Raw genomic sequence first — 13,223 nt, forward strand, 5'->3', positions numbered from 1 at the left:
TCACTCACTCTCGTCGGTACGGACGGCGTCGACCGGTCCGCAGGCGCCGGGGGGCGCCAGGGAGATCCCGTACACCTCGCGGGTTCCGCCGAGCGGGACGAGACCGACGGTCATCTCGATACCCGGCTCGAACCGCACCGCGGTCCCGGCCGGGATGTCGAAGCGACGGCCGTGCGCACGGGCGCGGTCGAAGACCAGTGCCTCATTCGACTGCGGGAAGTGCACGTGACTGCCGACCTGCACCGGACGATCGCCGGAGTTCACGACCGGCAGTTCGACGGCGTCGGCACCCGCGTTGAGCTCGATGGTCCCGTCGGCCGCGATGACCTCACCCGGCACGAGCGTCGATCGCGGGCCGGGATGCGTACCCGACATTTCGGTCTCCTCTGGACTGCTGGTGTTCGATGGACGGGCGCGGGGCGCCACGATCCACCTCGGACGGTGCCCCGATCGCGGGGCGTCAGGCGATGGGGTCGTGCACGGTCACCAGCTTGGTGCCGTCGGGGAACGTCGCCTCCACCTGGACGTCGTGCAGCATCTCCGGCACCCCGTCCATGACGTCGTCGCGCCGGAGCACCTCGCGGCCGGAGGTCATCAGCTCGGCCGCCGACCGGCCGTCGCGGGCGCCCTCCAGGACGTGATCGGTGATCAGCGCGACCGACTCCGGGTGGTTGAGCTTCAGGCCGCGCCCCTGCCGCCGCCGGGCCAGCTCGGCCGCGTAGGAGATCAACAGCCGTTCTTGTTCATGCGGCGACAGTCGCACCGGGAGCGCTCCTCGAGAGTGTTCGGCCGGACGGTCTGTTCGGTGGGTCCGGCCGGGCAGTAGGAGTCATCCTGCCATGCCGACACGGGGTCGGCGCGCCGAGTGGCGATGGGGTGACGCGGGCCTCAACGGCCTATGTGACCTCGATGTTCTGCAGCCGCACCTGCGACTTGGCCAGCATCTTTCCGTCCTGGTCGACCATGTCGACAGCCCACAGCTGCTGGCGACGGCCCCGGTGGATCGGGGTCGACGTCGCGGTGACCGTGCCGGCGCGGACGGACCGGAGGAAGTCGGTGTTGTTGTTCACCCCGACGGCGGTGCCGCCGATCCCGGAATCCTGCAGCCAGAGGAAACCGCTCATGCTGGCGACACTCTCACCGACCGCGCAATAGACGCCGCCGTGCACGATGCCGAACGGCTGATGATGACGCTCGGTGATCTCCATCGTGGCCACGATCCGGTCCGGCCCGGCCTCGACGACCTCGAGTCCCAGGACCCCGTCGAGCCCTTTGCCGAATGAATCCCGGAGAACATCGTCCGCACTGTCAGCAGTCATGACGTCAACAGTCGCATGTCGGTCGGATCGTGGCGACAGCAGTCCGGGACTCGGCGGGGAACCGGGCTCGACCGCCGATCGTTTGCCCCCCGAGGATCCCAGAAGGCCCCGCATCTCCCAGAGATGCGGGGCCTTCCGTGCCGTGGACCGGGGGTCTCTGCAGCCCTCAGGACTCTCGCGCGGTCCGACGTGACACTTAATGTAGGCTAGCCTTACCAACCTGTCAAGCGTTCGGGAAAAGGCCACGTCAGGAGCGTGGTGACCGACATCGGCGTCGCTCGGCACACCGACACGCAACAACTGGGTATCCACCGGACCTACAAACGGAGGCACAGCAGTAAAATGCGAAAGATGAATGGCCTGGGCGACCTCGAAGGCGCTGTGATGGACACGTTGTGGGAGAGTTCGACCCCGCAGACCGTGCGGCAGGTACACGCCGCACTGTCCCGGGACCGCTCCCTTGCGTACACGACCGTCATGACGGTCCTGCAGCGACTGGCGAAGAAGAACCTGGTGACGCAGATCCGCGACGACCGGGCCCACAAGTACGTCCCCACCCATCCCCGCGAGGACCTGGTCGCCAGCCTCATGGTCGACGCGCTCAGCGAGGCCGCCGCTCCCGGCTCCCGACATGCGGCCCTGGTGTCCTTCGTCGGTCGCGTGGGCGCCGACGAGGCGGCCGCCCTCCGTTCCGCACTCGATGAACTCGAAGCCGCCCGCGGAACGAGCGACACCGGCTAGATTCGCGGCACCACCACTCGCAGCCCACCCTGAGGAATCACCAGATGACCGCCTTGCTATTCGGCATCGTCAGCCTGGTGCTCGCCGGACCCGTACCCGAGGCACTGTCCCGGGCCCGCTGGCCGATCCGAGCACCACGCGCGGCGATGACGCTGTGGCAGGCCATTGCCCTGGCCGCCGTGCTGTCGGCGTTCAGCTGTGGCCTGGCGATCGCGGCGAACATCCTCGTGATCGGTCCCGACGGCACCCCGACGACCCACCCGGTCCGTGAGATCGAACGCCTCGGCTGGCCGCTGTGGCTCCTCTGCGTCGGGGTCTTCGTGCTCACCCTGCTCGTCGGCGCGCGGCTGTTCTACACCGTGATCCGCGTCGGCCTGCGCACCCGCGCCCGGCGCAAGGCGCACCGTCAGCTCATCGACATCCTCGACCGTTGCGACCGGACCGACGACGCCGACGATCCGCTCTACGCCCGCGACGTCCGGATGATCGACGTCGAACAACCCCTCGCCTACTGCCTGCCCGGGCTGCGTCAGCGCGTCGTGGTCAGCGAAGGCGTGGTGCATCGGCTCACCCGTGACGAACTCGTCGCGGTGATCGCCCACGAACGCGCGCACCTCCGCGCCCGCCACGACCTCGTCCTCGAGGCCTTCATCGCGTTGCACGAGGCGTTCCCCCGCTTCGTCCGCAGCAGCTCGGCGCTCGGCGCCGCGGAACTGCTCGTCGAGGCACTGGCCGACGACCAGGCCGTCCGCGCGACCACCCCGACGACACTGGGTCGCGCACTGGTCGCGTGCGCCGACGCGGTGGCTCCCCGCGGGGCGATGGCGGTCGGCGGGCCGACCACCCTGACCCGCGTCCACCGGCTCCGCGACGACCGTCCCGCACGCGTTCTCGCGGCCGGCGCCTACATCGCCGCCGCCGCGATCCTGGTCCTGCCGACCCTCGCGGTCGCGATCCCGTGGCTGACCGAGCTCAACCGACTCATGTCGGCGTTCTGACGACTCCTGTCCCCCGGCGGTATCGGACCGCCGTCACACGTGGAGGCAGATCGCCGCTTCGGACACAGAGGCAATAGGCTGTCCGCATGAACAATGTCGACGCATCGTCCTCCTCCGCGAAGGCCCAGATCGGTGTCACCGGCCTGGCCGTCATGGGTTCGAACATCGCACGCAACTTCGCCCGTCACGGGTATACGGTCGCGCTGCACAACCGCAGCATCGCCAAGACCGACGCGCTGCTCGAAAACCACGGCGGCGACGGCAACTTCATCCGCACCGAGACGGTGGCCGAGTTCGTGGCCGCACTCGAGCGTCCGCGCCGGGTCCTCATCATGGTGAAGGCGGGCGACGCGACCGACGCGGTCATCGAGGAACTCGCCGACGCGATGGAGCCGGGCGACATCATCATCGACGGCGGCAACGCCCTCTACACCGACACCATCCGGCGCGAGGCCGCGATGTCGGCCCGCGGACTCAACTTCGTCGGCGCGGGCATCTCCGGCGGCGAAGAGGGCGCGCTCAACGGCCCGTCGATCATGCCGGGCGGACCCGCCGAGTCCTACGAGTCGCTCGGGCCCCTCCTCGAGTCGATCGCCGCCCAGGTCGACGGCGAGCCGTGCTGCACCCACATCGGGCCCGACGGCAGCGGCCACTTCGTCAAGATGGTGCACAACGGCATCGAGTACGCCGACATGCAGCTCATCGGCGAGGCCTACGACCTCATGCGCAAGGCCCTGGACATGCCGGTCTCGGAGATCGCCGACGTCTTCCGCGACTGGAACACCACCGAACTCGAGAGCTACCTGATCGAGATCACCGCGGAGGTCCTCAGCCAGGTCGACGACGAGACCGGCAAGCCGCTGGTCGACGTCATCGTCGACGCCGCGGGTCAGAAGGGCACCGGCCGCTGGACCGTGAAGTCCGCACTCGACCTGGGCATCCCGACGACCGGGATCGCCGAGGCCGTGTTCGCCCGCGCCCTGTCGAGCGCCACCGATCAGCGCGTCGCCGCGCGCGGCCTGTCGTCGGGCAACCTCGGCTCGGCCCCCGCCGACCGCGAGAGCTTCGTCAACGACATCAAGACGGCCCTATACGCCTCCAAGGTCGTCGCCTACGCCCAGGGCTTCGATCAGATCGCCGCCGGCAGCGCCGAGTACGGCTGGGATGTCGACCGCGGAGCACTGGCCACCATCTGGCGCGGCGGCTGCATCATCCGGGCACAGTTCCTCAACCGCATCCGTGAGGCCTACCACGACGACCCCGCCCTTCCGAGCCTGCTTCTCGCGCCGTACTTCCGCGAAGCCGTCGAGGTCGGCATCGACAGTTGGCGCCGGGTGGTTTCGACCGCGACGCTGCTCGGTATACCCGTGCCGGCCTTTTCGTCGTCGCTGTCGTACTACGACGGTCTGCGCGCCGAACGGCTGCCGGCCGCGCTGACCCAGGGTCTGCGCGACTTCTTCGGTGCGCACACCTACCAGCGCATCGACAAGGAGGGCACGTTCCACACACTGTGGAGCGGCGACCGCTCCGAAGTGACCGAATAGGAGCCTGCGAACCCCAGTGCGATTCATCGAAGGCCACCGGCCGACACATGATCTGACCTACGACGATCTGTTCATCGTCCCCGGCAGGTCGGATGTCAGTTCCCGATTCGACGTCGACCTGTCGACGTCGGACGGCAGCGGTACCACGATCCCGCTGGTCGTGGCGAACATGACGGCGGTGGCGGGCAAGCGCATGGCCGAGACGGTGGCCCGCCGCGGTGGGCTCGTGGTCCTCCCCCAGGACCTGCCCATCGAGGCGGCCGCCGCGTCCATCGCCTTCGTGAAGTCACGGCACCTGGTGGCCGACACACCCGTCACCCTCGACCCGGACGCGTCGGTCACCGATGCGGTCGCGTTGATCCCGAAGCGTTCCCACGGCGCGGCCGTCGTGGTCGAAGATGGCCGGCCGGTGGGTGTCGTGACCGAGAGACGGTGCCGCGACGTCGACCGGTTCGCCCGGGTCCGCGAGATCGCCGACCCCGACATCGTGACGCTGCCCGTCGACACCCCGCCCCGCGAGGTCTTCGACGCGCTGGGTGACCTGCACCTGGGCCTGGCCGTGCTCGTCGAACCCGACGGCCGGCTCGCCGGGGTGCTCAACCGCGTCGGTGCCCTGCGGCATGCGATCTACACGCCGAACCTCGACTCCGCCGGCGCCCTGCGGATCGCGGCGGCCGTCGGCATCAACGGCGACGTCGTGGGCAAGGCTCGCGCGTTGGTCGCCGCGGGAGCGGATCTACTGGTGATCGACACCGCGCACGGCCATCAGGAGAAGATGCTCACCGCGCTGTCCGCGGTCGCCGACGCCGACCTCGGCGTCCCGATCGCGGCCGGCAATGTCGTGTCGGCCGAGGGCACGCTCGACCTCATCGACGCCGGCGCGTCGATCATCAAGGTCGGTGTCGGGCCGGGCGCGATGTGCACCACCCGCATGATGACCGGCGTCGGGCGTCCCCAGTTCTCGGCGGTCGCCGAATGCGCCGCGGTCGCCGCGGGACACGGTGCAGCGGTCTGGGCCGACGGCGGTGTCCGACACCCGCGCGATGTCGCGCTCGCACTGGCCGCCGGGGCGTCGAACGTGATGGTCGGCTCGTGGTTCGCCGGGACCCACGAGTCACCGGGCGACCTGCTCGTGGACGAGCGGGGTCCGTACAAGGTGAGTTTCGGCATGGCCTCGAAGCGGGCGGTCGCGGCCCGGTCGAGCGGCGACAGCACCTACGACCGAGCACGCAAGAGCTTGTTCGAAGAGGGCATCTCGAGTTCACGGATCCGCCTGGACCCGGAGCGGCCCGGCGTCGAGGACGTCATCGACCACATCTGTGCGGGCGTCCGCAGCACGGCCACGTACACCGGCGCCCGCAACCTGCGCGAACTCCACGACAAGGTGGTGTTGGGCATCCAGTCGCCCGCCGGCTTCGCCGAAGGACGGCCCCTGCCGGGCGGGTGGTGACGTGGAGATCCTGCTCCTGGTCGCGAGTCTCGTCGGATTCATCGCGCTGACGCTCGGGACGGCGCTGTTCGTGGCGGCCGAGTTCTCCCTCACCGCGTTGGAGCGGTCGACGATCACCGCCGACGTGGCCGATCGCGCGGACCGTCGTTCTCGGATGGTCCAACGCGCGCACTCCACCCTGTCGTTCCAGCTGTCGGGCGCGCAGCTGGGCATCACGATCACGACCCTCATCACCGGCTACATCGCCGAACCGGTCCTCGCCCGGATCCTCCGGCCGCCGCTGACCGCACTCGGCGTCGGCGAGTCGGTGGCCTCGGCGACCTCGCTCATCCTCGCGCTGGTGATCGCGACCTCCCTGTCGATGGTGCTCGGCGAGCTCATCCCGAAGAACCTCGCGATCGCCAAGCCGCTCGCGGTGGCGCGGGCCACCGCCGGCCCGATGACCGTGTTCTCCGCGGTCTTCCGCTGGGCGATCAACGGATTGAACGGCACGGCGAACTGGATCGTCCGCCGACTCGGCATCGAACCGACCGATGAGCTGGCCTCCGCGCGGTCGCCCCAGGAACTCGTCTCGCTCGTCCGTAACTCGGCACGTCGCGGTGCCCTCGACCAGCAGACGGCGACCCTCGTCGACCGCTCGCTGCGCTTCGGCGAACTGACCGCCGAGGACCTGATGACCCCCCGCGTGACCATCGATTGTCTCGACCGCGCCGACTCCGTCCGCGATCTCGTCATGGCGTCGTCGCGCACCGGGCATTCCCGTTTCCCGGTCGTCATCGACGGCGACCTCGACGACCTCGTCGGGGTCGTGCACATCAAACAGGCCTTCACCGTTCCGCCCGAGCGACAGGCCACCACCTCGGTCACCTCGATCGCCCGGCCGGTGCCACGTGTGCCGGCCAGCCTCGACGGTGACGCGCTGATGGAACGCATCCGCGCCGACGGGATGGAGCTGTGCGTCGTGATCGACGAATACGGCGGGACCGCCGGCATCGTCACCACCGAAGACCTCATCGAGGAGATCCTCGGCGACGTCACCGACGAACACGACGACGAACGCGCCGACGTCGCGGTCGACGGCAACGGTTACCTCTGTGCCGGACTGCTGCGCATCGACGAGCTGTACGACGCCGTCGGCTACCACGCCCCCGAAGGGCCCTACGACACGCTGGGTGGACTCGTCATGTACTGCCTGGGCCGCATTCCCACCGTCGACGACGAGGTGGACCTCCCACGACGCTCGGCCGTCGGCGAGACCGACGACGACACCGCCCAGTCGCCCGACCGCGGCTCGGACGTCACCTGGCGTGCGACCGTCACCCAGATGGACGGACGCCGGGTCGACGTGGTCGCGATCCGGCCGGCTCCCGCGGATCAGGTCCGGCCGGCTCACGCGGATCGAGACCTCTCCGCCGCTTCCGAACGAAACGGCGAACCGTCGAACATCCAGGGGGACCCGCATGGGCGGTGATCTGTGGGCGGTCGGGCTGACCGTCGTCCTCCTGGCCGGCAACGCGTTCTTCGTGGGTGCCGAGTTCTCCCTGATCTCGGCTCGACGCGACCGCCTCGAAGCCCTCGCCGAGAGCGGCAAGAGCCGCGCGAGGACCGTCATCCACGCCGGCGAACGGCTGTCGCTGATGCTGGCCGGTGCGCAGCTCGGCATCACGATCTGCTCGATCCTGCTCGGCCGGGTCGGCGAGCCCGCGGTCGCGCATCTCATCGAGGCGCCGCTGCACCTGGCGCACGTTCCCGATGCCCTTCTCCACCCGATCTCGTTCGCCATCGCGCTGTCTCTGGTCGTGGTGCTGCACATCCTGCTGGGTGAGATGGTGCCGAAGAACATCGCGCTGGCCGGCCCGGAGTCGTCCGCGATGCTCCTCGTGCCGGCACATCTGCTCTTCATCCGTCTGGTCCGGCCGTTGATCGCGTTCTACAACTGGCTGGCGAACATCTCCCTGCGGCTCCTCCGGGTGGAACCGAAGGACGAACTCGAGTCAACGGTGTCACTGGGCGAGCTGGCCGAGATGGTCGGCGAGTCCAAACAGGAAGGCCTCATCGACGCCGAGGAGCACGAACGACTGACCCGCGCCCTGCAGTCCATCGGCCGCACGGTGTCGGAGGTGATGATCCCGCTGGACCAGATGCGCAGTGTCGGTGTGCAGGTGTCCGGTTCCGGCGGCATCGGACCGACCCTGGGTGCGGTGGAGAAAGCGGTCGGCGAGACGGGGTTCTCCCGGTTCCCCGTCCGCGGACCCGACGGCACCTTCACCGGCTATCTGCACCTCAAGGACGTACTCGACGAGATCCTCGACGAGCACGTCGGACCGGACACCATCATCGGCGTCGACAAGATCCGGCCGCTGCCGGTCATCGATTCGACGACGCCCCTCGACGAGGCCACGGGAGTGCTGCGACGGACCAGTTCGCATCTGGGCGCGGTGGTCGACGACAGCGGCCGCACCATCGGCATCGTCCCGCTCGCCGATCTGGTGGAGGAGTTCGTCGGCAACGTCCGCGACGAGACACACCGGGTGTGACCACGATGACCGCGCAGCTGGAACATCCGGATCACGGCCTGACGGCGCAGGTCCTGGACGCCGACGAGTGGCGGGCACGCCGCGACGCCCATCGGCAGGCGGTGGACGAGCTGATCGGCCCCTACCTCGACGCCCGGCGTCGCGGCGCCCGTCACCCGGTGATCGACTTCTTGTTCACCTACTACTCGTCACGTCCGGCGCACGTGCTGCGCTGGCATCCCGGGTTCGGTGTGACGATCGAGGACGGCGACGAGTTCCTCGGCCTGCGTGGCTACGAGCGGACCGCCGCCGGTGTGAGCGTCGGCGACCCCTATCTCCGGCACCGTGGCGAAGCGCTCGCCGCCGCCGTGGACATGCTCGGCGCCACCGCCCGACGACCCGCTCGGCTCGGTTGTTTCGGCCTGCACGAGTGGGCGATGGTCTACCGCACCCACGACACCCGGCACGACCTGCCGCTGCGATTGGGGTCCGCGGGCACCGACGCGGTCGTCGAGTCCATGCCGCTGCGGTGCACCCACTTCGACGCCTTCCGGTTCTTCACCGACCCGGCGCGTCCGCGCAACGACACCACGCTGAGCCGTGTGTCGCAGATCGCGCACGAACAGCCGGGTTGCCTGCACGCGACGATGGACCTCTACCGGTACTGCTTCACCCTCGCGCCGCTCGTGCCGTCGAACCTGACGCTCGACTGCTTCGCGCTGGCACTCCGAGCCCGCGACCTCGACATGCGCGCCAGTCCCTACGATCTCAGCGACCTCGGTTACGAGCCGGTCCGCATCGAGACAGCCGCCGGCAGGGCCGACTACGTGCGCGAGCAGTCGGCGATCGCCGAACGGGGAATGACCCTGCGGGCGCGGTTGCTCACCATCTGTACGGAACTCGCGGACCTCGCGACCGTACCCGGCGGGAGGCGCCTGCCGTCCGCCTTTACCGACGAGTAGCATGTATGCGTCGTCATTCGCTCGAGAAAGGCTGCCATGTCTGACCGGATCACCGTCAACGGGTTGCAGGTCGCTACCGTCCTGCACGACTTCATCAACAACGAGGCGTTGCCCGGTACCGGTGTAGATGCGGACGCCTTCTGGGCCGGTGCGGCCTCGGTCATCGCCGATCTCGTCCCGCGCAACCGCGAACTGCTCGCCGTCCGCGACGACCTGCAGACCAAGCTCGACGCCTGGCACCGAGATCACAAGGGTGCCGATCTCACCCCCGGCACCGCCGATTTCGACTCCTACAAGTCGTTCCTGACCGAGATCGGCTACCTCGCGGAGGTCCCCGCCGACTTCCAGGTCAGCACGTCGAACGTCGACCGCGAGATCGCCGACACCGCGGGTCCGCAGCTCGTGGTCCCGATCCTGAACGCGCGCTTCGCGCTGAACGCCTCGAACGCCCGATGGGGTTCGCTGTACGACGCGCTCTACGGCACCGACGCGATCTCCGAGGCCGACGGCGCGGAGAAGGGTTCGTCGTACAACAAGGTGCGCGGTGACAAGGTCATCGCCTACGCCAAGGACTTCCTCGACCAGGCGGTGCCGCTCGAACAGTGCAGCTACACCGATGTGCGGGCGTTCGCCGTCACCGACGGCGCGCTGCAGGTGAGGCTCGACGGCGACAAGACCTCCACCCTGGCTGACCCGACCGCGTTCGTCGGCTACCGCGGCGACGCGGCTTCGCCGACCTCGATCCTGCTGCGCAACAACGGTCTTCACCTCGACATCGAGATCGATCCGTCCTCGCCCATCGGTTCCACCGACCCGGCCGGCATCAAGGACGTCGTCGTCGAATCCGCGATCACCACGATCATGGACTTCGAGGACTCGGTCGCTGCGGTCGACGCCGAGGACAAGGTCGTCGGGTACCGGAACTGGCTGGGCCTCAACAAGGGCGACCTGTCCGAAGATGTCACCAAGGGCGGCAAGACCTTCACGCGCGTGCTCAACGGCAACCGCGAGTACACCGCGCCGGACGGAACCACCTTCGACCTGCACGGGCGTTCGCTGCTGTTCGTCCGCAACGTGGGCCACCTGATGACCAACGACGCGATTCTCGACGCCGACGGCAACGAGGTCCCCGAGGGCATCCTCGACGGTCTGATCACCTCGCTGATCGGCATCCACGGTTTGAGTGCAGAGGGTCTACAGAACTCGCGGACCGGATCGGTCTACATCGTGAAGCCGAAGATGCACGGCCCCGACGAGGTCGCCTTCACCGTCGAACTGTTCGGCCGTGTGGAGAAGGTCCTCGGCCTGCCCGAGAACACGCTCAAGGTCGGCATCATGGACGAGGAGCGCCGCACGACGGTGAACCTCAAGGCCTGCATCAAGGCAGCCGAGCAGCGCGTGGTGTTCATCAACACCGGCTTCCTCGACCGCACCGGCGACGAGATCCACACGTCCATGGAGGCCGGGCCGATGGTCCGCAAGGCCGAGATGAAGCAGCAGACCTGGATCGGCGCGTACGAGAACTTCAATGTCGACACCGGCCTGCACGCGGGCCTGCAGCACAAGGCGCAGATCGGCAAGGGCATGTGGGCCATGCCCGACCTGATGGCCGACATGCTCGAGCAGAAGATCGGGCACCCGAAGGCCGGCGCCACGACCGCGTGGGTCCCCTCGCCGACGGCCGCGACCCTGCACGCGCTGCACTACCACCTCGTCGACGTCTTCGAGCGCCAGGACGAGATCGCCAAGCGCGATCCCGCCCGGGTCGAGGACGTCCTCACCATCCCGCTCGCGCCGAAGACGGACTGGTCCGACGAGGAGAAGCAGCAGGAACTCGACAACAACTGCCAGTCCATCCTGGGTTACGTGGTGCGATGGATCGACCAGGGTGTCGGCTGCTCCAAGGTCCCCGACATCCACGACGTCGCTCTCATGGAAGACCGTGCGACGCTTCGGATCTCGAGCCAGCTGCTGGCGAACTGGCTGCGCCACGGCATCGTGGCGGAGTCCGATGTCGTCGCATCCCTCGAGCGGATGGCCCCGGTCGTCGACCGGCAGAACGCCGGTGACCCGACCTACCGTCCGCTGGCGCCGGACTTCGACTCCAACATCGCCTTCCAGGCGGCCAAGGAGCTGATCCTCGAGGGCACGACGCAGCCGAGCGGTTACACCGAGCCGATCCTGCACCGCCGTCGCCGCGAGTACAAGGCGGCGAATCCGGCCGGCTGAGCACCGGGTTCCACGTAGGCGATACGACCGTGCCGAACCGCCGAGGATCGGCACGGCGTATCGTCGTACCCTGCACTGCGCACCGGCTCGCCACGGCCGACCGGGCGAGGGACGCACCGAGCAGGGAGGGCATCGGCGTTGGCACATCACCGGAGTAGCGGCGGGGAGAACATCCGAAGCCGCGGCGTGAGCCGAGGTGTCGTCGCCGCACTCTTGTCGATCCTGCTCGTCGCGGCCGTCGTCGTCATCTGGGAGGACCTCGGCGATCAGATCGATCGCCAGGCCGAGGAGGCCGCCGCGCAGTGCGTCGAGGGTCGTGAGTCGGTACCGATCGTCGCCGATCCGGATATCGCGCCGGGACTGGCGGCCGTCGCCCGCAACTTCGGCGAGACGAACCCCGTCGTGCGCGACAAATGCGTCAGCGTCGACGTCCGGCCGGGCGACGCGAAGATCACCCTCGACGGTCTGTCGGGGTCGTGGGACACCGAGTCGATGGGCGCGTACCCGGCCGCCTGGGTGCCGCAGTCGTCGGTGTGGTCGGCAGATCTGGCGGCGGCGAAACCCGATGCGATCGAGGGCAACACCCGATCGCTGGTCTCGACGCCGGTCGTGCTGGCGGTGTCCCCCGAGCTCAACAGCTCCCTGGCCGGCAGTCTCGACTGGTCGCAGATCCCCACCCTGCAGCGCCGCGACAACTCACTCGCCGACTTCGGACTCCAGGGTTGGGGATCGTTGCGCATGGCGATGCCGATCGGCGCACAGTCCGACGCCAGCGCGCTGGCCGCCCAGGCGGTCGCGACACGCGTCACCCGGACCACCGGACCGCTGACCACCGCCGACGCCGAGTCGCCGCGGGTCAGTTCCAGTGTCCGCGCCATGCTGGAGGGGGCGCCGCTCTCCCCGGACGGGACACCCCAGGGCGCGGCAACGGCCATCGCCGACGCACCGGACGCGGCCCGAGCGGAGATCCACGTCGTGCCCATCACCGAACAACGCCTGTTCCAGATGACCCGCGAGGACGACCGCGCACGCCTGGCCGAACTGATCCCGTCGGGTCCGACGCCGATCGCCGACTACCCCGTCATCCGGATGTCGGGTCCCGAGGTCTCCGAGTCGGCAGCCGATGCCGTCGCCGAGTTCATCCAGTTCGCCTCGGAGCCCGAGCAGTTGCAGTTGCTCACCGAGCTCGGTTTCCGCGGCGACGCCCCGATGCCCTCCCCGACCCCGACCGTGACGTTCCCGCGCACGCCCGATCCGATGCCGACACCCGAGAACGGCGCGATCGTCGCCATCAACCGGCTCGTCTACGGGCCGGCCAGCGTTCCGGCGAGCTCCACGCCGCCCTCGGTGCCGTCGGGAAGCGCGGGGGGTTAGAGCTCGCGAGGACGGGTCGCTTCGACACGGCTCGTCGCTGCGCTCCTCACCTGCTCAACGAGCGGTAGAGAGGTTCGTCGCTGCGCTCCT

General features: G+C 68.9%; 12 protein-coding genes. 9 read left to right on the plus strand and 3 right to left on the minus strand.

The window, feature by feature from the left end:
- The 3 genes from FFS52_RS13585 to FFS52_RS13595 form a co-directional block, all read right to left on the minus strand.
- Complete coding sequence (locus FFS52_RS13585; RefSeq protein ID WP_137810009.1) at positions 1-375, minus strand: urease subunit beta; 375 nt, start codon at positions 373-375, stop codon at positions 1-3.
- A gap of 85 nt (positions 376-460) precedes the next feature.
- Complete coding sequence (locus tag FFS52_RS13590) at positions 461-763, minus strand: urease subunit gamma (protein WP_068972436.1); 303 nt, start codon at positions 761-763, stop codon at positions 461-463.
- A gap of 133 nt (positions 764-896) precedes the next feature.
- Positions 897-1,319 carry a PaaI family thioesterase gene (locus tag FFS52_RS13595; protein ID WP_058253196.1) on the minus strand — a complete coding sequence of 141 codons (423 nt, stop codon included), beginning with the start codon at positions 1,317-1,319 and terminating at the stop codon, positions 897-899.
- A 342-nt stretch (positions 1,320-1,661) separates the two neighbouring features.
- Here FFS52_RS13595 and FFS52_RS13600 point away from each other — a divergent pair, with 342 nt between their 5' ends.
- The 9 genes from FFS52_RS13600 to FFS52_RS13640 all read left to right on the plus strand — a co-directional run bounded on the left by FFS52_RS13600 (position 1,662) and on the right by FFS52_RS13640 (position 13,133).
- A complete protein-coding gene (locus FFS52_RS13600; RefSeq protein WP_068972449.1) occupies positions 1,662-2,060 on the plus strand; it encodes a BlaI/MecI/CopY family transcriptional regulator in 399 nt (132 codons plus the stop codon).
- A gap of 44 nt (positions 2,061-2,104) precedes the next feature.
- Positions 2,105-3,058, plus strand: a complete 954-nt coding sequence (locus FFS52_RS13605) for a M56 family metallopeptidase (protein ID WP_058253194.1) — start codon at positions 2,105-2,107, stop codon at positions 3,056-3,058.
- An 86-nt stretch (positions 3,059-3,144) separates the two neighbouring features.
- Entirely contained in the window at positions 3,145-4,602 is a 1,458-nt protein-coding gene (gene gndA, locus FFS52_RS13610) for an NADP-dependent phosphogluconate dehydrogenase (RefSeq protein WP_068972437.1), read from the plus strand.
- A gap of 16 nt (positions 4,603-4,618) precedes the next feature.
- The gene (locus FFS52_RS13615; protein WP_068972438.1) at positions 4,619-6,052 is read left to right on the plus strand and encodes a GuaB1 family IMP dehydrogenase-related protein; all 1,434 of its coding nucleotides are present in this window, start codon (positions 4,619-4,621) and stop codon (positions 6,050-6,052) included.
- 1 nt (position 6,053) lies between these two features.
- On the plus strand, positions 6,054-7,523 hold the full coding sequence (locus tag FFS52_RS13620) for a hemolysin family protein (protein WP_083229503.1): 1,470 nt from the start codon (positions 6,054-6,056) through the stop codon (positions 7,521-7,523).
- Positions 7,513-8,589 (plus strand): hemolysin family protein, encoded by a 1,077-nt coding sequence (locus FFS52_RS13625; protein ID WP_058253190.1) that lies wholly within the window; start codon positions 7,513-7,515, stop codon positions 8,587-8,589. The genes FFS52_RS13620 and FFS52_RS13625 overlap by 11 nt, the downstream gene beginning before the upstream one ends.
- Positions 8,590-8,594: 5 nt before the next feature.
- Positions 8,595-9,530, plus strand: a complete 936-nt coding sequence (locus tag FFS52_RS13630; protein WP_137810010.1) for a 3-methyladenine DNA glycosylase — start codon at positions 8,595-8,597, stop codon at positions 9,528-9,530.
- A 36-nt stretch (positions 9,531-9,566) separates the two neighbouring features.
- Positions 9,567-11,759, plus strand: a complete 2,193-nt coding sequence (locus FFS52_RS13635) for a malate synthase G (RefSeq protein WP_068972439.1) — start codon at positions 9,567-9,569, stop codon at positions 11,757-11,759.
- A gap of 138 nt (positions 11,760-11,897) precedes the next feature.
- Complete coding sequence (locus FFS52_RS13640) at positions 11,898-13,133, plus strand: substrate-binding domain-containing protein (RefSeq protein ID WP_137810011.1); 1,236 nt, start codon at positions 11,898-11,900, stop codon at positions 13,131-13,133.
- Positions 13,134-13,223 lie beyond the last annotated feature (90 nt).

Source organism: Gordonia sp. ALPHA1B1, assembly GCF_005502615.1.
Lineage (GTDB): Bacteria > Actinomycetota > Actinomycetes > Mycobacteriales > Mycobacteriaceae > Gordonia > Gordonia hongkongensis.